The 20,585-nt window shown below is 30.5% G+C and carries 17 protein-coding genes; 11 read left to right on the forward strand and 6 right to left on the reverse strand.

Features of this window, described 5'->3' with window-relative positions:
• Positions 1-27: 27 nt before the first annotated feature.
• From LL038_RS24065 to LL038_RS24085, 5 genes are all read left to right on the forward strand, one after another.
• The gene (locus LL038_RS24065; protein ID WP_216122949.1) at positions 28-897 is read left to right on the forward strand and encodes a radical SAM protein; all 870 of its coding nucleotides are present in this window, start codon (positions 28-30) and stop codon (positions 895-897) included.
• Positions 898-951: 54 nt separating this feature from the next.
• Positions 952-1,941: a biotin--[acetyl-CoA-carboxylase] ligase gene (locus LL038_RS24070; RefSeq protein WP_216122910.1), complete on the forward strand. Its 990-nt coding sequence runs from the start codon at positions 952-954 to the stop codon at positions 1,939-1,941.
• An 85-nt stretch (positions 1,942-2,026) separates the two neighbouring features.
• Positions 2,027-2,269, forward strand: a complete 243-nt coding sequence (locus tag LL038_RS24075; RefSeq protein ID WP_162523245.1) for a DUF1292 domain-containing protein — start codon at positions 2,027-2,029, stop codon at positions 2,267-2,269.
• Positions 2,270-2,355: 86 nt separating this feature from the next.
• A complete protein-coding gene (locus LL038_RS24080) occupies positions 2,356-2,877 on the forward strand; it encodes a UPF0158 family protein (protein WP_216122912.1) in 522 nt (173 codons plus the stop codon).
• A 37-nt stretch (positions 2,878-2,914) separates the two neighbouring features.
• Positions 2,915-3,625 carry an MgtC/SapB family protein gene (locus tag LL038_RS24085; protein WP_216122915.1) on the forward strand — a complete coding sequence of 237 codons (711 nt, stop codon included), beginning with the start codon at positions 2,915-2,917 and terminating at the stop codon, positions 3,623-3,625.
• A gap of 228 nt (positions 3,626-3,853) precedes the next feature.
• Here LL038_RS24085 and LL038_RS24090 read toward each other — a convergent pair whose 3' ends face one another.
• On the reverse strand, positions 3,854-5,425 hold the full coding sequence (locus LL038_RS24090) for a DEAD/DEAH box helicase (RefSeq protein ID WP_216122917.1): 1,572 nt from the start codon (positions 5,423-5,425) through the stop codon (positions 3,854-3,856).
• 114 nt (positions 5,426-5,539) lie between these two features.
• Complete coding sequence (locus tag LL038_RS24095; RefSeq protein WP_369700372.1) at positions 5,540-6,064, reverse strand: QueT transporter family protein; 525 nt, start codon at positions 6,062-6,064, stop codon at positions 5,540-5,542.
• 319 nt (positions 6,065-6,383) lie between these two features.
• On the opposite strand from LL038_RS24095, the gene LL038_RS24100 reads away from it, so the two are divergent.
• The 3 genes from LL038_RS24100 to LL038_RS24110 all read left to right on the forward strand — a co-directional run bounded on the left by LL038_RS24100 (position 6,384) and on the right by LL038_RS24110 (position 9,780).
• The gene (locus LL038_RS24100) at positions 6,384-7,634 is read left to right on the forward strand and encodes a M16 family metallopeptidase (protein ID WP_253199918.1); all 1,251 of its coding nucleotides are present in this window, start codon (positions 6,384-6,386) and stop codon (positions 7,632-7,634) included.
• Positions 7,635-7,636: 2 nt separating this feature from the next.
• Entirely contained in the window at positions 7,637-8,512 is an 876-nt protein-coding gene (gene recX / locus LL038_RS24105; protein WP_216122919.1) for a recombination regulator RecX, read from the forward strand.
• Positions 8,513-8,604: 92 nt separating this feature from the next.
• Positions 8,605-9,780, forward strand: coding sequence for a transglutaminase domain-containing protein (locus tag LL038_RS24110; protein ID WP_216122924.1), 1,176 nt, complete (start codon positions 8,605-8,607; stop codon positions 9,778-9,780).
• A 141-nt stretch (positions 9,781-9,921) separates the two neighbouring features.
• Here LL038_RS24110 and LL038_RS24115 read toward each other — a convergent pair whose 3' ends face one another.
• The 4 genes from LL038_RS24115 to LL038_RS24130 all read right to left on the reverse strand — a co-directional run bounded on the left by LL038_RS24115 (position 9,922) and on the right by LL038_RS24130 (position 13,592).
• Positions 9,922-11,382 (reverse strand): IS1182 family transposase, encoded by a 1,461-nt coding sequence (locus LL038_RS24115; RefSeq protein ID WP_216128210.1) that lies wholly within the window; start codon positions 11,380-11,382, stop codon positions 9,922-9,924.
• A 148-nt stretch (positions 11,383-11,530) separates the two neighbouring features.
• A complete protein-coding gene (locus tag LL038_RS24120) occupies positions 11,531-11,887 on the reverse strand; it encodes a tetratricopeptide repeat protein (RefSeq protein ID WP_216124068.1) in 357 nt (118 codons plus the stop codon).
• Positions 11,888-12,064: 177 nt separating this feature from the next.
• A complete protein-coding gene (locus LL038_RS24125; RefSeq protein ID WP_216124066.1) occupies positions 12,065-12,865 on the reverse strand; it encodes an ABC transporter permease in 801 nt (266 codons plus the stop codon).
• Positions 12,846-13,592, reverse strand: coding sequence for an ABC transporter ATP-binding protein (locus tag LL038_RS24130; protein ID WP_253199925.1), 747 nt, complete (start codon positions 13,590-13,592; stop codon positions 12,846-12,848). Before LL038_RS24130 ends, LL038_RS24125 begins: the two co-directional genes overlap by 20 nt.
• Before the next feature lie 502 nt (positions 13,593-14,094).
• Here LL038_RS24130 and LL038_RS24135 point away from each other — a divergent pair.
• From LL038_RS24135 to LL038_RS24145, 3 genes are all read left to right on the forward strand, one after another.
• On the forward strand, positions 14,095-18,372 hold the full coding sequence (locus LL038_RS24135; protein ID WP_216124057.1) for a 2-hydroxyacyl-CoA dehydratase: 4,278 nt from the start codon (positions 14,095-14,097) through the stop codon (positions 18,370-18,372).
• 601 nt (positions 18,373-18,973) lie between these two features.
• Positions 18,974-19,345 (forward strand): hypothetical protein, encoded by a 372-nt coding sequence (locus LL038_RS24140; RefSeq protein ID WP_216124055.1) that lies wholly within the window; start codon positions 18,974-18,976, stop codon positions 19,343-19,345.
• 126 nt (positions 19,346-19,471) lie between these two features.
• On the forward strand, positions 19,472-20,359 hold the full coding sequence (locus LL038_RS24145; protein WP_216124053.1) for a fructose bisphosphate aldolase: 888 nt from the start codon (positions 19,472-19,474) through the stop codon (positions 20,357-20,359).
• The last annotated feature ends 226 nt before the right edge of the window (positions 20,360-20,585 follow it).

Consider the following 20,585-nt stretch of genomic DNA (forward strand, 5'->3'; position numbering starts at 1 on the left):
AATTTGAAAGATTGGGAGATGAGTTTAGTGGAGTATGAGGGGATAGTGTATAGACCGCCTAGTGAGGCTTATAGTCTTATTGTACAGGTTACTATTGGGTGCTCACATAATGGATGTACTTTTTGTGGGATGTATAAGGATAAGAAGTTTAGGGTACGTGAATTAAAAGACATTATATCTGATCTTGAGCAGGCTAAGTTAGATTATGGGGTAGTTAAAAGAATATTTCTAGCAGATGGGGATGCTTTAGTTCTTAAAACTAGTGAATTGAAAATAATTTTATTAAAGATAAAAGAGTTGTTTCCAGGGTGCGAGAGAGTGGGGGTTTATGCTACGCCTAATGATATCTTAGCAAAGTCAGTAGAGGACCTTAGCATGCTTAAGGCTCTGGGGATTGGTATTTTGTATCTTGGAGTTGAATCTGGAAGTGATGAAATATTAAAGAGTATACATAAAGGTGTAACTGCGCAAAATTTGATTAGGGCAGGAAGAAAGGTTAAAGAAAGTGGAATAAAACTATCAACTACTCTGATTTCGGGTATAGGGGGAAGAGATAAAATCAGTGAGAATGCTATAGAGTCTGCGAAACTTATAAGTGCTATAAATCCAGATTATGTTGGATTTTTGACTTTAATGTTAGAAAGCGGAACTCCTATTTATAAAGATATACAAAATGGTATCTTCCATGTATTAACTCCGGAGGAAGTGGTTCAGGAGTTAAAAGAATTTCTTGAAAACGTAGAAGTTACTAACTGTATTTTTAGAAGTAATCATGCTTCAAATTATATATCACTTTCTGGAACGTTACCAGTTGATAAAGATAAGTTACTTTCGGATATTGATCTAACACTTAAAGGCAAACATGGATATAAAGAAGAGGGATATAGGAGATTATAATAAACTGAAAGCACATTCCTAGCTATATTATAAAATAAAAAAGGTGTTGATATTATGAAAGAAAAAATTCTTGAATTACTTAAGGCCAGTGGAAATGATTTTGTGTCTGGTCAAAAGATTAGTGAGGTTTTAGGAGTTAGTCGTGCGGCTATTTGGAAACATATAAAGGTTATTAAAGAGGATGGTTACGAAGTGGAAGCTATTTCAAGAAAGGGTTATAGAATAATCTCATCACCTGATATACTCACATTTGAGGAAATTAAAAATTATCTAAATACAGAGTGCATAGGTAAAAATATTATTTACTTCAATTCTATAGGTTCAACAAACACTAAAGCCAAAGAACTTGCGGAAATGGGACAAGAACATGGCACAGTTATTATAAGCGAAGAGCAAACATTAGGACGTGGAAGGTTCGGACGAAATTTTTTATCACCAAAATATAAGGGTATATGGATGTCGATTATACTTAGACCTAATATACTTACGGAAAATATATCAAAAATAACACTGCTTGGAGCAGCTGCTGTTCAAAAAGCTATTATGAAAATGGGGGTTAAAACAAGTATTAAATGGCCTAATGATATAATACTTAATAGTAAAAAAGTATGTGGTATATTAACAGAAATGAGTGGAGAAATAGATCATGTAAATTACCTAGTTATGGGAATTGGAATCAATGTAAATCTAGAAAAAGAAGATATTACAACTGATCTAAAAGATGTGGCTACGTCGATTAAAATTGAAAGTGGTAAGCTTATGGACAGAAAGCTACTTCTTGCTAGTATTTTAAATATATTTGAAGAGTTATATAGTGATTTTGTAGAAAATGATAGTATAAAAGAAACTTTAGAGATATGTAGAAAAAATTCTGTCCTTATAGGTAAAGAAATTCAATTAATAAATAGAGGAAAAGTAACAATAGCAAAAGCTATTGATATAAGTGATAAAGGTGAATTAGTTGTTGAGAATTCTAGTGGCAATGTTGAACATATTGTATCAGGGGAAGTATCTATTAGAGGAATGTATGGATATAGTGATTAAAATAATTTAAATCTATATTTTTATATGGACATTTTGGCGAGGTTAACGGTATAATATGTTTATTAAGTTTGAAAGGGGAATTGTCATGGAAGAAAATAAAGTTATTACAATGTTAGATGAAGATGGAGAAAAGGTTGATTTTGAAATAATTGAAATTATTGAATTAGATGAAAATAAATATGCACTGCTCGCTCCAATAGGAGAAGAGGATGATGCTTTCGTTTATAAAATAGAATTAGTAGACGATAAAGAACAATACATTGCAGTAGAAGATGAGGAAGAATTCGCAAAAGTATTAGAAGAATATGAATCAACATTTGAAGAATAAGTAAATAGGCCAATAGACCATTTGGGTTTATTGGCTTTTTATTATAAATATAAAATAATTATTGTACAATTTAAGGAGGAAAAGTTTTGAATTACGTTGCGGTTGATATGGAAGCACTTATAGAAACGATTTCGCATGTTGATGACAATTTAGGAAAAAGTTATCTAGATTCAGTTACTGGCGAGGTTATATACATTCCAACAGAAGTAAGTTTAGCATTAGAAAATGGGACATTGGAGGAAAATACCTTCGATAATTGGTTAAAAGAATTTGTTAGTATTGCGATACTTATTAATGAAGATAAGGCAAATAGGTATTTAATTACTCCACTAATGGATGAGGATTTCTATATAAAAGCTATGAAGGAATATGTTAAAACTAAAATCAGTAATTCTGATTTAAAATTAGAATTAACGGAGGCATTAAAAAGCAATGAGCCTACAAAAAAGTTTAAACATATTCTAATGGATAAACAAAATACAATTGATGGATGCGAAGATGATGAATTTACTACAAATGAGTATTATAAATATGAAGACTATTGTATAAATGAATTTGTTATAGAATGGTTAAAATCAAACCGTATTGAATTAAAATATTTGAATTAAATTATAATGTTATCAATGGATTTATGGGGGTAAGTACATGTTAGTATATCAAGTAGCAATAAGGCTTGCGCTTGCAGTTTTAGTCGGTGGTTTAATTGGATATGAGAGAGAGTTTAAAAATAGACCAGCTGGGTTTAGAACGCATATATTAGTATGTCTAGGTGCGGCAATTACTTCAATGATACAATTATACTCTATTCAAGAAACAACGAATATGATTTTGCAACATCCAGAGCTCCAATCGGCTATGAAAGTAGATATTGGAAGACTAGGAGCACAAGTTATAACAGGGGTAGGCTTTTTAGGGGCAGGTACTATTATACATGATAAGGGATCAATAAAAGGGCTTACTACTGCAGCTAGCATATGGACAGTTGCTTGTATTGGTCTTGCAATTGGACTCGGGTATTATACTCTAACGATATTATCAGCTATATGTGTTTTTATAGTATTAGTATTTCTTAAGACTTTCGAGACTAAGCTTTTTAAAAATACTAATGTTCTAAAATTGGAAATTCAATATGTTAACAAAAAAGACATGGTAGAAAAACTAGAAAAATATTTTGACAGTGTTAGTATAAAAGTTAAGAATATAGAATTTGTGATTGATGATGAAGATGATGAAAATGAAACTTCAAAGTACAGTACAACGATGTATACAATTTTAGCGCCAAGATATATTAAGAGTAGTGGTATTGTGCAAAAATTATGTGCTTTTGAGGAAATCTATAAAGCTGAGATAATGTAAATAAGGAATCCAATATTTTTATTTATAAACAAAATATATTAGACATATCTCAATCAATAAGATATAGGTTAAAGTATAAAGTAGCCTCTTAAATTTGTTCATAGTTATCACCCCTTATATATTGTATGTTAGAGAGGGTGGTAACGTAATTAAAATACAAAAATATTGTGTATAAAATTAGCAAAACAAAAGAGTACCCATAATAGGTACTCTTTTGTTTTGTTAAAATTATCTTCTAGATTTAGCAACTTCAATATTTACTTTTCTGCTATTTAATCTCTTACCTGAACTATTATTTAAAATAGCATCAACTAAGTTTGAAGGTACATCTAAGAAAGAAAATTTATCTAAGATGTCAATACGGCCAAGTTCAGTTTTGTTAATATTAGCAGTTTCACATAAGAAAGCGATAATATCCTTAGTCATAACTTCATCCATTCTTCCTATAGATAAGAATAGTCTAACAGTATCAGATGTTGTTGTTGTAGTATCATCTGCATAGTTATAGTTAACTTCTTTATCAAAAATAATTTTTATTAAAGAAGCAGCTACATCTTCATCACCAAATTCTGAAATAAGATTTTGTCCTAGTGGAAGAAAGTTTTCATATAAATTTTCTTTTAGAACTAATTTTATTTGATCTATAATAGTATCTGATTTAGCAGCAAAAATATCTGTTATAGTAGGTACAGTTTTTTTGTTAATTACACTTTTAGTATCACGTTCAATTTGTCTTATAGCTGATAATTCACGTCTTGTTATAAGACTATATGCTGTACCTTCTTTACCTGCTCTACCAGTTCTACCAATTCTATGTATATATGATTCGCTATCTTGTGGTAAATCATAATTTATTACATGAGTAACATCCTCAACATCGATTCCTCTTGCAGCTACATCAGTTGCAATTAAGAAGTTTAAATTACCTTCTTTGAATTTCTTAAGAGTGTTCATTCTTTGACTTTGTTTCATGTCTCCGTGCATACCTTCTACAGTATAACCTCTAGGTTGTAATGCATCAACTAACTCATCTACACCTTTTTTAGTTTTACAGAATAGTATACAAGTCTTAGGAGCATCAACATCAAGAATTCTACATAATGATTCAAACTTGTTTTTATTATTTACTTCATAATAATATTGCTTAATAGTAGAAACTGTTAAAGATTTCTTTTCTATAGCAATAATCTTTGTTTCAGGATGCATATATTTCTTTGACAATATTTTAATAGCTCTTGGCATAGTAGCTGAGAAAAGTAAAGTCTGTCTATCTGCACTTAAATTACTTATAATACTTTCAATATCTTCAATAAAGCCCATGTTTAACATTTCGTCAGCTTCATCTAAAACAAGAAACTTAGCATTTGCAAGTTTTAAAGTGCCTTTTCTAATATGGTCTAGTAATCTTCCTGGAGTTCCAACTACAATATCTACTCCTCTTTTTAGAGCGGATATTTGTCTATCGATAGATTGACCACCGTAGATTGGTAATATCTTAATTCTTTCATGTTTTGCAATTCGGGAAAGTTCTTCAGCAACTTGAACAGCAAGTTCTCTTGTTGGAGACATTATTATTGCTTGAACTTTACCGTTTGATTTTTCCATTCTACTTAAAATGGGTGCACCAAATGCTAATGTTTTACCAGTTCCAGTTTGAGCCTGACCTATGATATCAAAGCCAGCAAGTACTACTGGAATAGCTTTTTCTTGGATATCAGATGGGTATTCAAATTTTAAATCTTGTATAGCGTGTAGTACAGATTCGTTTAGTCCTAATTCATCAAATTTAATTTTTTCCATTAATTAAAATTCCTCTTTCTTCTCATAAAGTATCAAATACATCTATTATTACAATTTTCTATACAAAACAATAAATATTAAACTAAAAAAGCAAAATTAAATTGCTTTTCATTATTACTTTAAAAAACTCCTCAAAATTGAGTTCTTTTCAATAATATAAATAAGAGGTAATCCAATTCCATAACAGCAGACTAATTCTCCCCATGCAACTTGCAGCATACAAAGTAAAAGGGGCATGTCCTTGACATATAAAAGCTTTAACAGTATGCCTATAACAAAGGCATTTACTAGCACAGCTGGTAATGGAGCAAGTATTTTTTTAAACTTTAGTTTGCTCTTACCAATATAGTAAGTTAAAATTGCGGATATAAGTGTTGCAAGGGAACCGAAAACCATATCCATAATACCTAGTGGACTTATAATATTAGAAACTATACAACCTATTAGCAATCCTGGAATAGAAAAGGATGCGAAGTAAGGCAGGATAGTAAGTCCTTCAGCTACGCGATATTGAATAACTCCAAAGCTGAAAAACGATAAGCTTAGAGTTAAAGCCGCATAAATAGCAGCCACCATTGCTGCAAAAACGATTTTTCTTATTTTTACAGACATAGTTCCTTCATTTAATTTAATATTCAATTTTGTGCCTCCATAGTTTTAGTTTAAGACAGGATGGTTGCGAACTGTCTATGAGTATTTGACTCGAACTTTAATTCTAGTATATAAATCTTAATTAGTCAATAGCTTTTGCTATAATTCACAAAAAAATGTGCTTTAAATTGGTTAAGAATATAGTTTAAAGTAGTTAAAAGTATGATATAGTTAAACAACATATACGTTTTACTTAAATGTAAGTAAATTATTTTAAAAATTAAGGTATAAATTACCTCTTGAATGTATTAATATTGTATTTTAAGATGATAATTAATAATATAGTTTTAGGTTAAAGGAGAATATGATGATTAAAGAAATTTTTAACACAAAACAAACAGAGCTAAGCAATGGTATAAAACTTATTACTATTAAAAAAGATAGTCAAATATCAGCAGTTCATGCTGGAGTAAATATAGGTTCGCTTTTTGAAGAAAAAGATGAAAAAGGCATAGCGCACTTTATTGAACATATGCTGTTCAAAGGTACGAAGGTTAGAACTAATGAGAAGCTAAACAGTGATTTAGAAAATTTAGGTGGAGAATATAATGCTTATACTGATTTTAATTCTACAGTATATAGTGCTACGATTTTAAATGAGGAATTAGAGAATGCTATAACACTCATGGGGGATATGCTTTTAAACTCTACTTTTCCAATTGGTGAAATTGAAAAAGAAAGAGGCGTTATATTATCTGAAATTAGAACAATTAATGATGACATTGAAGACTTAAGTTTTCAGAGAGTTAATGAAATTGCGTTTAAATATAGTCCACTTAGGGAAGATACTATTGGAAATGAAGATATTATAAAAAATGTTACAAGGGAGCAACTTGTTAAGTTTTATAATAAATATTATTTGCCGAATAATTCTTTTATATCTATTGTATCCCCATTTGAACACGAGGACATAATAAATATTGTAAGTAAGTGTTTTGGTAAATGGACTAAGAAAAAATTTGAAAAGAAAAAAATAGTAACTGAAAAACAACAATTTATAAAAAAAATATCATATAAAAAAGAAATTGAGCAAAGTACAATACTTTATTTATATACATTTAATGGCTTGTCTAAAGATGAGGAACTTGCACTTAGAATATTAAACTATAAATTTGGTGAGAGTTCTAATTCTATATTATTTAGAGAACTACGCGAGGAAAGAGGATTGTCTTATGATGTTTACACTCATTTAGATACTTCAAATAATGTTAAAACACTTTATATTTATACATCGGTATCAGAAAAAAATGTTGATGAGGCAATCCATGTAATTGATACTGTAATTAAAGACATCGAAACTGAGAAAATAGTTTTTGATGATAATACAATATCTTTAATGAAAAAAATAATGAAAACTGCCATTGCATCAACACTTGAGGATTCTACGGATCTTTCAAATTATGTACTTCATCAGGCTATGGACAACGAAGATATATATCAATTTACTGATGATATGAAAAACATGGGAAATGTTAAAAGTGAGGATTTATATAATGTTTCTAGAAAAGTATTACAAAAACCAACAATTCACATATTTTTACCAGAAAAGAGAGGCTAATATTGAGTAGTCTTATTACAAAAATTGAATTCCAAAAAAAGAACAAGGCTAGAGTTAACATCTATATGGATGGGGAGTATGCTTTTGCATGTGATGCTCAGCTTGTTTATATTCATAATATAACTAAAGGTAGAGACATGGACAAGGAGAGCCTTGAAAATATAGTTAATGAAGATAATTATATAAAAGGAAAAACTTGTGCACTTCATTTTTTAGAAAGAAGCTTTAAGTCAACAAAGCAAGTAATAGATAAATTAACGATGAAAGAATTTGATGTTAAAACCATAGAACGGGTAATGGACTTTCTAAGTCGGTATGATTTTATTGATGATAGTCTATTTATTAAGTTATATATAAAAGAGAAAATTAGATCTTGTGGTAAAAATAAGATTAAGTTTGCCTTATTAAAAAAATTTCTACCAAAAGAATTGATCAATGAAGAACTTAATAAAATAACTAGTGAGCAGCTACTGGAAACAGCTTTGAAGTTAGCAAATAAAAAGATTGTAACATTAGCTAAGAGTGAAAAAGATTCCCAAAAACTATATAAAAAAACAACAGATTATTTAGTACGTAGTGGATATGATTATGAACTAATTAGAAAAGTTATGGATGAAATCACGAGTAATGACAAGGAGGATGACCTTGTAGAAGGTGCACCTTTAGGGAAAGGTGAGGTGTATGAAGAAACACCCGCGGAAGATTATAATGAATTGTACGAACTAGCTAGTAAAAGGTACAATATATTAATTAAGTCAGAGACTGAGAATATGAAAATATACAAAAAACTTGGAGATTATCTCTTAAGAAGAGGTTTTAAGTGGGAGCAAATTAAAAAAGTATTAAAAAGTTTGATTAATGGTGTGGAAGATGAATAGACATGAGGTCAATTATAACTTTATTTCATCTCATCCTCAAAATATAATAAGTCGGAGGAAAAAGATGATACGAATTAAAGAAGGTGATAGGATTGTTTAGAGAACCCGTAAGTATGATTTTGTTATTAATATTTATATACCCAATAATTAGAGGCTTTATATTTAAATTTTCATCTGATTATTTAAAAGGATCTATTCAAGGCGTTTTTCAAAGCTTCTCTTTTTTGTTTTCTTTGTGTTTAGGTATTTATTATACTAAAAAAATATTTATTCAACATGATGAAGGTATGTATGCAAATATATATAAAAATATACCACCAAAAGCAATAGAGTTTATTAATAGCAATCCATTGGTGGTTTATATATTACTTATGCCACTTTTGATAATGATAATTTACAGCATCATAACTTTTGTTGTTAATACGATTGCTCATATTACTCTTTATCCTCTATTTGATACTATAGAGAATAAGTTAAAGCAAAAGAGTATTTTATTTAATAGAATTGTTGGTGCAATATTTCAAGTGCCTAAAGCAATTTCTTATGTAATTGTTATTACTTTTATATTGAATTTTATGTCACTTCTCAATGTAGCGGATACATACAATAAATATTTGGAAGAATCACAAGCATATAATTATATATCAAAGGAAGTAGTCATTCCTCTTACTAATTCGAAACTTGCAAAAAGGCTTCCTAATATCGTTAACAACTCATTTACGATAGTTGTGAAGGATCCTTCTTCACCTGCGTCTGAGAGTAATGTACAAAACAACAAACATAAGGGCATAATTTATTACAATGGTATTACACTAGATCAAGGGGTTAAGTCTAATGATGAGATAAATAAGTTCGCTATTAACTTAGCTCAAGGTAAAAATGGTACGAGGGATAAAGCCAAAGCTATATACAATTGGGTAGGTAGTAAAATAGTTTATAGTGACGAAAAAGCAAATAGAGTATTAAATAATGATACACAAATGACCTCTGGAGCCATCCCAACTTTTAATTCTAAAAGTGGAATATGTTTCGATTATGCATGTCTCTACGTCGCTATGTGCAGAGCTAACAATATAAAGGTAAGAATCATAACTGGTCAAGGATTTAATGGGAGTAATTGGGTTAGTCATGCTTGGAATCAAGTATATATAGCAGGTGAGAATAAATGGATTAACGTAGATCCTACATTTTTAATTGGAGGAGACTATTTTGATAGCAAAAGATTTACTTTAGACCATAAGCAAGAAAGTATAGCTGGAGAGTGGTAAAAAAAAACTCCCTGAAATCGAGGCCACTGAAAAAAGCACTCTTTTTTCAGTAGAGTTTTCAAATTTGAATAGAAAAAGCATGAGGAATCCATATTTTTGGATATCTCATGCTTTTTCTTTTATAATTAAGTTTTAAAAGCCCTATTTCATGCTTTTCAACTTAATTATTCTCTTTAGATTCACAGTGAAGATTGATAATGCACCTTGCATTTGCATGCTAATTAAGCCTGACGATATTGCTACATCATAGCCATGTTGGTGCTTAAGTTCACTATTTTTAGCCTCTATCATATAACGCTCCCTAGCACGTTTTTTAAAATATTCACTTTTTTCGAACTCTATTTGATCTTTGTGGGTATTTGACTTTATTGAAACTGAATAAGTTTTAGATTTAGCGCCTTCTTTATAACACCCATCTTTATGAACACAATTTTTACACTTTTCTACATTAAAATAGTAAGTTAACACTTGATTTTTACCAACATTCTTCTTTCCCTGTTTTGCTTTTTTAATAGCCATATGACCTGCCGGACATACAAATAAACCAGCATCTTTATTAAACTCAAATTCATCTTCTTTTTTTCGCATTCCTTGTGAAATTACAGGATTTAGTTTTGAAATTAATGCAATTTTATTTTCTTTTGCATATTCTAGATTTTTCTTTTCAGAATAAGCTGTATCTCCAATTACTTCATTAACATCTATACCAGCCTCACGGCTTTTTTCTATTAAGGCTATGAGCTCCTTTCCATCACTTTTTTCGCCAGTTGTAATAACAGCTGCTGTAATTAAACGTTCTTCACTCATAGCAAGGTGTGATTTATATCCAAAAAAAGAACTATCCTCAGTCTTATGCCCCACTTTTGCATCCTCATCTTTTGATAGTTTTAGGTTTTCTATGTCATCATTAAAAGCTTCGGTTAAGTAGTTTAATTTAGTTTTCACAGTTGGATTTGCTACAATTTCTGGATTCTTGTTTATGCTATCAATTAATAATTTGCAGTACTCAAGAATATCTTCAAGTACTCCATTTGTAACTTTATTCGGCAAATCTTCTTTTATCTCAGGATGTACTCCGTACAATGTTTTTCTTAAATTTTTTGCACGTTTCAATAATTCTTCTCCTGCTGATTTTTGGTTATAACGTGACTTGGTATGCGTAGCATCAACTATTATTGCTTTGCTTTTTAAAACTCCCTCTTTTATAGCAAGTTCTACAGTCTTGTTTATTAATAAATCTAATAAATTCATGTCTTTAAGGCGAAGCTTTCTAAATTTAGTTAATGTACTTGAGTTTATTAAATTTGTTTCTTCTGGGGCTAAATTCAGAAAATATTTAAATGACATATCATAAAGAGTTCTTTCAACAACATCTTCATCAGACAATTCATATATTACTTTCAAAAGCAAATATTTAAATAGCATTATAGGGTTAATAGCACCTCTACCCATAGATGAACTATAGTTAATAATCAATTCGTCATAAACAAATGAAAAGTCAACAAGGTCATTAATTTGCTTTAAAATGTTATCTTTCGGAATAATTAACGAATATAAGCTATGGTATGTATTTATTTTTATTTCCAATTGTCCTTTTAGCATAATAGTTTAGCCCCTTTTATTTTATTCTACTATACTAATTCGACATATCTTTTAAAATTCCTTTTTGTTTTTAGTCTTTTACATAAAAAAATCGCCATCTTTAATTCGATGACGATTTTTCATATAGTTTTTCAGTGGCCTCCTGAAATCAGGGAGTTTTTTTATAACTTTTTAATAATAAATTAATAGCCTTTTCACAATCTTCATCATCATTATTTAGTGACCAAGCGGTATTAAAATAATATAATGCTTTAGCTTTATTAAAACACATGGCATAACAGTAAGCTAAGTTGAAAAAGTATTTGCTTTCACGGCGCAGGGATATAGCAGCATGAAATAAAGGTATTGCATCTTCATATTTTTTTAAGTGAATAAAACATACTGCACTATTATAAAGTGCGCCAGCCTCATTATCTTTCATTTCAGCAGCTTTCTTATATAGAGATATTGCTCTATTATAATCTTTAGTATTGTAAATATCGTTAGCCTTTTGAAAGTATTCCATTATTATCCTCCTTATGATTCATAAAAGAATTACAAATTTGTTATCTCATGAAAATAAATTACATATTAGATCATTATTAATTTAAATGAGACTAATATGGACAGCATTATATTGAATTGCTCATTCAATATAAATACTGTCCAAGGGTTTTAATTTGTATTCATTATAAGTAAAATTTCATTTGTTTTTAAAAACCACTTTTCTCTCAATAAATGCGACCACCTCATACATAAGGTAAGCTAATATTGCGAGTATTACTATGCTCATCATTACCATATCTAGCTGGGAAACTTGACCACCATAAATTATTAAAAAACCTAAACCTTCTTTAGCTACTAAGAATTCACCCATAATTACACCAACCCATGATAGTCCTACGTTTATTTTAAGTGCAGAAATGAGAGTAGGAATAGAAGCAGGAATAATTAGAGTAATTAATATTTGAAGTTTCGAGGCCCCAAAGGTCTTTAGAAGTTTTATTTTATCTTCATCCACTTCTCTAAAGCCACCTAAGATGCTTATTATAGTTACAACTATTGATATTAAAAGAGCAATTACTATTATTGCTTTTATGCCATTGCCTACCCAAAATATAATAATAGGTGCAAGAGCTACTTTGGGCAAAGCATTTAATACAATTAAATATGGGTCTAAAACTTTGGATACAAAATCGGACCACCACAATAGTACTGCGATAAGGGCGCCTAAAATTGTTCCAAGTAAAAAACCTGTTATAGTTTCAAAACATGTTACCGAGATATGAGTTAAAAGTGTTCCTTCATTATATACTTGCATAAACGATGTAAACATTTTCGAAGGCGTACTTGTTAGGAACGAGTCTATCCAGTTTAGTCTTCCGGCTATTTCCCAAAGACTAAAAAATATTATTAATATTATTATCCTTGTAAAAATAATAATGTGTTTTCTCCTTTTTACGTCTTTAATATATTTTTTCTGTTCATGACTTTGAATCAGCATTATTATTCAACTCCTTCCAAATTTCATTGAAGTAATTACTAAATTTCGGAGCTTCTCTACGTTTTAAAGGATAAGAAAAGTTTTCACCAAATTCTAGTGCCATGTGTTTAACAATCACAGCAGGGCGTTTAGAAAGAATAATGATTTCATCGGACATAGCGATAGCTTCTGCAATGTCATGTGTTACCATTATTGTGGTCTTTTTCTCTTTTTTTATAATTTCATAAACCTCATTGCTAATGTTTAATCTAGTTTGATAGTCTAAAGCTGAAAAGGGTTCATCTAAAAGAAGTAATTCAGGACTTAAAGCTAAGGTTCTAATTAAAGCGACTCTTTGCCTCATGCCCCCAGATAATTCTCTAGGGTGATGGTCTCTAAATTCCCAGAGATTATAACTTATTAGAAGTCTTTTTACTAGTTCCTTATTGGCAACTGTGATAGAATGGTTAATTTTAAGGCCTAGCAGTACATTTTCCCATATAGTTAGCCAGTCAAACAATTGATCCTTTTGAAACATATAGCCGATTTTTAAAAAACTTACGCTATCAGCACTACTATTAATTTTAATTTCTCCGGATGACGGAGAAATTAAGCCTGCTATTATATTTAATAGCGTAGATTTTCCACAACCAGAAGGTCCTACAATACTTAAAAAGTGACCTTCTTGTACACCAAAGGAAATATCCTCTAGAGCAGGTGTTTCTGCACTTAAGGAGTGGTAATTCATACATATATTATTAATTTCTACTTTAATCACTTTATCATCCCCTCAAAGTTATAGTTTAGTATATGAGGGCTTATATTGTATTGTTAACGAACATTTTAGAAGAGGATGATAAATGGTATTAAATCAAAATTATGGTTATTGAGTATTTTTACAAGAATAGAAAATAATTGACATTAGTTTCTAAAATAATTAAGAAAAAATAGGTTGAAAATATCATATTTATTGAGTTATAATATTATATACTAGCTTGGTAATTTTTTTGAAACGTTGTTGATATGTAAAATAAACATTAAAATGATATAATTAATGTAAAGAATATGCTAATAAGTTGCGATTTTGAGAATAAATCATGTTTTTGAAGAATAAAAATATATAAACTAAAAATAGGATATATTAAAGAAAAATTTAAAAAAATAATGAGTTTAGATCAAGACGCATAAATATATATAATAAATTTTAGAAACAAAAATAAATCGAACTTGCGAGGAAAGAGAAGATGATTATGAAAAATATTTTACACGTTGGGTTAGACGTAGGGTCGACTACTGTTAAGATAGTAGTGTTAGATGAGCAAGAAAAAACGATTTATAGCAAGTATCAGAGACATTTTTCAGATATTAAAAGTACAATCGCAGAGCTTTTAAATGAGGCTTATAATAATTTTTCGGATGCCAATATTACTATAGTTGTGACGGGATCTGGTGGACTAGCGCTATCTAAATGGATGAATATTCCTTTTATTCAGGAAGTAATTGCAAGTACTTATGCAATAGAGAGAATTATACCGAGAACTAATGTAGCAATAGAACTGGGTGGAGAAGATGCAAAAATAATTTATTTCGATGGAGGAATAGATCAAAGGATGAATGGATCTTGTGCTGGCGGTACGGGGGCATTTATTGATCAAATGGCATCCCTTCTTCAGACGGACGCAACAGGACTTAATGAACTTGCCAAAAACTATAAGACTATATATCCAATAGCTGCTAGGTGCGGCGTTTTTGCAAAAACAGATATTCAGCCATTATTAAATGAAGGGGCTGCAAAAGAAGATATCGCTGTGTCGGTTTTTCAGTCAGTAGTTAATCAAACAATTAGTGGACTTGCATGCGGTAGGCCAATTAGAGGTAATGTTGCATTTTTAGGTGGACCATTGTTTTTCTTGTCTGAACTTAGACAAAGGTTTATCGAAACTTTAAAACTTACAGAGGATCAAGTTATTTTTCCAAAAGATTCTCAGCTATTTGTAGCAGTAGGTGCTGCAATGTCTTCAAAGGGTAATAACACTATTTCATTTGAACATTTAAAAAATCAGCTACCAAAATTGATGGAAGCTACAAGTAATGATGTTCGTAGATTTAGGCCCCTGTTTGCAGATGATAATGAGCTACAAGTTTTTAATGAAAGGCAAGGCAAGTATAAGGCTAAAAGACGTGAACTTGAAGGGTATACTGGAAATTGTTATTTGGGGATAGATGCTGGTTCTACAACAACTAAAGTTACACTTATAGATGAAGAAGGGGCAATTTTGCACTCTTTTTATGGTAGTAATGAAGGCAATCCATTAACTTCAGTTAGAAAAGCATTAAAAAATATATATTCTATAATACCCAAAGGTGTTACTATTAAAAATTCGGCAGTGACAGGTTATGGCGAAAAACTAATAATGGCAGCATTAAAGGTGGACATTGGGGAAATCGAAACCATAGCTCATTATAAGGCAGCAGAATTTTTTATGCCTGGAGTAGATTTTATACTAGATATTGGTGGACAAGATATGAAATGTCTAAAAGTAAAAAATGGTGTAATTGATAGCATAATGTTAAATGAAGCTTGTTCATCTGGTTGCGGTTCTTTCATAGAAACATTTGCTCACTCTTTAAATATGGGAGTAGCAGAGTTTGCACAGGTGGCATTAAAGGCTAAAAGCCCAGTTGATTTAGGTTCAAGGTGCACTGTATTTATGAATTCTAGAGTTAAACAGGCTCAGAAGGAAGGGGCTTCTATAGGTGATATATCTGCAGGACTTTCTTATTCGGTAATAAAAAATGCACTTCAAAAGGTTATTAAAATAAGAGACCCAAAAGACATGGGCAAAAAGATAATAGTTCAAGGTGGAACTTTTTATAATAGTGCTGTACTAAGGGCTTTTGAGATTATTTCAGGAAGAGAAGCTGTAAGGCCTGATATTGCAGGTCTAATGGGTGCATTTGGTGCATCACTTATTGCAAAAGAAAGAGATGAAGAAGGCAGAGTTTCTACATTATTATCGTTAGAACAATTGGACAACTTAGCTATCGAGACAACCATGGGAAGATGCAAGCAGTGTGCTAATCAATGCGTTCTCACAATTAATAAATTTGATAATGATCGGGAATTTATATCTGGTAATCGCTGTGAAAAAGCACTAGGTCTTAGTAACAAAAAAGAGGAAATACCTAATGTCTACGATTATAAATATAAAAGAATATTTAATTATATTCCACTAAAAAAAGAAGAAGCGAAACGAGGAACAATAGGAATTCCAAGAGTGCTTAATTTATATGAAAATTATCCGTTTTGGTTTACGTTCTTTACAAATTTAGGATTTAGGGTAGAGTTATCCCAAAGATCATCTAAAAAAGTATACGAAATGGGAATAGAAACAATTCCATCAGAGTCTGCTTGTTACCCTGCTAAAATTGCACATGGACACATAATGAGTCTTATAAATAAGGGCATAGATTTAATATTTTATCCTTGTATTCCATATGAAAAAAAAGAACGAAAAAATGCGGATGATCATTATAATTGTCCTATAGTAACTTCGTATCCTGAGGTAATAAAAAACAATATGGATATATTAAAAGAAAGAAATATTAGATTCCTTAATCCATTTATTTCTTTAGATAATGAGAAGGCACTAGATAAGAGATTAGCAGATGAACTAGTTAGTTTTGGAATTAGCAAAAAAGAAGTTGTTATAGCGGCTGAACTAGCATGGGCTGAAACTGAAAAGGTTAAATTAGATATTAGAAATAAAGGTGAAGAAGTTGTAGAATATATTAGGAGAACAGGGAAAAGGGGTATAGTACTCGCTGGCAGACCTTATCATATAGATCCAGAAATTAATCACGGGATTCCAAGTGTTATTACTGATTTTGATATGCCTGTACTTACAGAAGATTCTGTGGCTCATTTAGGAATTATTGAAGGACCTTTAAGAGCGGTGGATCAGTGGGTTTATCATTCTAGGTTATATGCAGCAGCAAGTTTTGTATCAAAAGAGCCAAATATTGAACTTATTCAACTAAATTCTTTTGGATGTGGACTTGATGCAGTAACATCAGATCAGGTTGCTCAAATACTCGAAGATAATGGTAAAATATATACAACTTTAAAAATTGATGAGGGTAATAATTTGGGAGCAGCAAGAATTAGAATTAGATCTTTAAAAGCTGCACTTTATGAAAGAGATAAGAATGGGATTTTGCCAAGAAAAGTACAAGAGCCTGATAAAAAAATTATATTTACAAAAGAAATGAAAAAGAAGCATACGATTTTGTGCCCACAAATGTCGCCTATACATTTTCAATTTTTACAGGAAGCATTTAATTCATCAGGGTATAATCTACAAATATTGCCATCAGTGGATACTAAAGCTGTAGACGAAGGTTTAAAATATGTAAACAATGATGCTTGTTATCCTACAATAATAGTTGTTGGGCAACTAATTGCTGCTCTTAAGTCAGGCAAATATGATGTGGAAAATACATCTGTAATAATCTCTCAAACATGTGGGGGTTGTAGGGCAACAAATTACATTGGATTCCTTAGAAAAGGGATTAAGGATGCAGGTTTTCCACAGGTACCAGTTATATCTTTAAATGCTGCTGGACTTGAGAAAAACCCAGGTTTTAAATTTAGTTATCCAATAATTAAGAAATCATTTATGGCTTTAGTTTATGGTGACTTGCTTATGCGAGTACTATACAAGGTTAGACCTTATGAAGTAGTAGAAGGCTCAGCTAACTTGCTTTATGAAAAATGGGTAAAAGTATGCAAGATAGCAGTAGCAGAAGGAAACAAGAAAGAGTTTAAAAACAATATAACTGGCATTGTCTCTGAATTTGATCTTTTAGAAATCAAGAATATTATTAAACCTAAGGTAGGACTAGTTGGAGAAATTTTAGTTAAATTCGATCCCATAGCTAACAATAATATTATAGATGTTATTGAAAAAGAGGGTGGAGAGGCAGTTATGCCAGATTTAATTGACTTTTTCTTATACTGTGCTTACGATGCTGACTTTAAATATAAGTATTTAGGTAAAAGTAGAACTGATAAAATAATAAATAATGTGGCTATTCAATATATAGAAAGTTATAGAAAACATATGAAATTAGTTCTTGAAAAGAGTAAAAGATTTACTTCTCCAAAAACAATACAGGAATTAGCGGCTATAGCATCTCCTATTATATCTTTAGGTAATCAATCAGGAGAAGGCTGGTTTTTAACAGCTGAAATGGTTGAACTTATTGAAAGTGGTACAAAAAATATAGTTTGTGTACAACCTTTTGCTTGTCTTCCTAATCATGTATCAGGTAAAGGAATGATTAAGGAATTAAAGAGAAGAAATAAAGGAGCTAATATCACTGCTATAGATTATGATCCAGGTGCAAGTGAGGTAAATCAAATTAATAGGATTAAACTTATGATGTCTATTGCTTTTAAAAATCTTAAGAGTGAGGAAGAAATAAAAACTGCTTATGATGAGGCAGCTAGTGACAAAAGAGAATAGAATTTCTTCTGCGTGCTTTGCAACAGAACTCAAAATAAGAAATTCCATTAAGGAATTCTAATCTTTTGCTCTTGTAAAATTCTTTAGCGCTCACATTCGGCGTCCTGCCTCAGGTTCGCTAGCCTGCCGTCCTGGCAGGCTTACAAGAATTTTACATTCGCAAAAGAAGAATTACTAAATGGAAATTTAATTATTATTTCGTCTCTTGTTGCAAGTCACTCTGGAGAAATTTCATATTTCATTACTCCACGTTCATCCATGATTCTTATAGGCGGTAGCCTGTAAGATTAGTTTCTGTAATGAAAAAAATTGTAACCAGATTAAATGGGGAGGACAAAACAATTAATAGTTGTTATGTCCTCTTCTATTTATGAATATTAATGAATTTTAAAATAATTAGCCCTCCTCATATTTTAATTACGGTAGGATGATTTCATTATAAAGCATTTCCAAATGGGTAGCATTTTTTAGTTACAATGTTAATAATTAAAAAATTATTATAATCTAGTTTAAAATCGTCAAATGTAACATAAGTATTATTAAGCTACATAAAAAAAGGCATCAATAACAATATGTGATCAAATATTATGGAGGATGATAAATGGTGGTCAAGGAGAACAAAGAAAGGGGAAGGTGTTTAACAGTAATTTTATTGGTATTAATCGTATTATATAGTTTAAGTATACAAGATAATTTATATTCTTTTTCAAGACAACCAGGAGGATTAATGAATTCCTATGCATTAAGAACAATAATTTTAGCTTTAATTCAACTTATAGGTTTTATACTAATATTTAGATGGAAGAAGTTAGGTTGGTACTTATATATATCTGCTTGCTTGATTTCAATAGTAGTAGGTTTTATAACTTCCGCTAGTTTTATATTAGGTGCAATTATGTATATGGTAGTTATAATAATATTATCGTTAATGTTATATTATTTTATATGTCCAATATGGAGTAGCATGGAATAGTGTAGTAAAAAATATGGGGTTTCAAATTCCTTATTGATGGAAATAGAGTTGTATATTTGTACTTAATAAGTGTTATAATGTAATTAAAGATGTTACTTAGTAATAAAAATGAAAGGGGATAATTATATGAATAAGGAACAAATGGATCAAATGCATGCTGGAAAAGGTTTTATTGCTGCTTTAGACCAAAGTGGGGGAAGTACTCCTAAGGCACTTTTGCAGTATGGAATTTCGGAAGAACGTTATTCAAATGACGAAGAAATGTTCAATTTAGTACACGAAATGAGAACGCGTATTATAATGAACCCTACATTCAATTCAAAGCATATTTTGGGTGCTATTTTATTTGAAAATACTATGGATCGTAAGATTGGTGATAAATTTACTTCAGATTTTCTCTGGGAAAACAAAAGTGTAGTGCCTTTTTTAAAGATCGATAAAGGGCTGGCTGAAATCGAAGACGGTGTTCAACTCATGAAGCCGATTCCCAATTTGGAAGGACTCTTAAAACGGGCCAGTGAAAAAAACATATTTGGGACGAAAATGCGTTCAGTTATTAAAGAAGCCAATTCAGAAGGCATTCGAAAAATAGTTGAGCAACAGTTCGATATTGGAAAGAAAATATTTGAAGCTGGGTTAGTTCCAATTATCGAACCGGAGGTTGATATCCACAGCGTGGATAAGGAAAAATCAGAAAAAATATTGAAATCTGAAATTTCTAATCAATTATCGCTTCTTGACAAAGATGTCAAAGTAATGCTTAAACTTTCAATACCAACAGAAGATAACTTCTATCACGATTTAATGGATAATCCTCATGTTGTACGTGTTGTGGCTTTATCAGGAGGGTACACTCAAAGTGAAGCAAATGAAAAACTTACGCATAATCATGGACTGATAGCTAGTTTTTCCCGTGCCTTATCGCAAGGATTGACTTCTAAGCAAACAGACAAAGAATTCAATTTGATGTTATCCAATTCAATTCAAACAATTTATGATGCATCTATCAAATAATGTAGATATTTATTCTGAAAGTTACTCTATTAAATTAGCAATCAAGACTGTACTTAAAATAGTACAGTCTTTTTGTTATACCATTAAATTTAAATCTTCTTGTGCATTTTTATTTTTTTGAAGGTGCTTTAGTGGAAAATTTGACGACAATCTTTAAAGTATCCTTAATTTTAAATATAATCTCAACACATTAAAAATGGTATAATTAGCATTATAAATATAAAAT

Origin of the sequence: Clostridium estertheticum, from assembly GCF_026650985.1 — a bacterium.
Lineage (GTDB): Bacteria > Bacillota > Clostridia > Clostridiales > Clostridiaceae > Clostridium_AD > Clostridium_AD estertheticum_C.

Bases quoted from the DNA above. Each gene is read 5' to 3' on its own strand.
- LL038_RS24070 (WP_216122910.1), top strand. From the start codon at position 952: ATGAAAGAAAAAATTCTTGAATTACTTAAGGCCAGTGGAAATGATTTT.
- LL038_RS24075 (WP_162523245.1), top strand. From the start codon at position 2,027: ATGGAAGAAAATAAAGTTATTACAATGTTAGATGAAGATGGAGAAAAG.
- LL038_RS24085 (WP_216122915.1), top strand. From the start codon at position 2,915: ATGTTAGTATATCAAGTAGCAATAAGGCTTGCGCTTGCAGTTTTAGTC.
- LL038_RS24090 (WP_216122917.1), bottom strand. From the start codon at position 5,425: ATGGAAAAAATTAAATTTGATGAATTAGGACTAAACGAATCTGTACTA.
- LL038_RS24100 (WP_253199918.1), top strand. From the start codon at position 6,384: ATGATTAAAGAAATTTTTAACACAAAACAAACAGAGCTAAGCAATGGT.
- LL038_RS24115 (WP_216128210.1), bottom strand. From the start codon at position 11,382: ATGCTAAAAGGACAATTGGAAATAAAAATAAATACATACCATAGCTTA.
- LL038_RS24120 (WP_216124068.1), bottom strand. From the start codon at position 11,887: ATGGAATACTTTCAAAAGGCTAACGATATTTACAATACTAAAGATTAT.
- LL038_RS24125 (WP_216124066.1), bottom strand. From the start codon at position 12,865: ATGCTGATTCAAAGTCATGAACAGAAAAAATATATTAAAGACGTAAAA.
- LL038_RS24130 (WP_253199925.1), bottom strand. From the start codon at position 13,592: ATGAATTACCACTCCTTAAGTGCAGAAACACCTGCTCTAGAGGATATT.
- LL038_RS24135 (WP_216124057.1), top strand. From the start codon at position 14,095: ATGAAAAATATTTTACACGTTGGGTTAGACGTAGGGTCGACTACTGTT.
- LL038_RS24140 (WP_216124055.1), top strand. From the start codon at position 18,974: ATGGTGGTCAAGGAGAACAAAGAAAGGGGAAGGTGTTTAACAGTAATT.
- LL038_RS24145 (WP_216124053.1), top strand. From the start codon at position 19,472: ATGAATAAGGAACAAATGGATCAAATGCATGCTGGAAAAGGTTTTATT.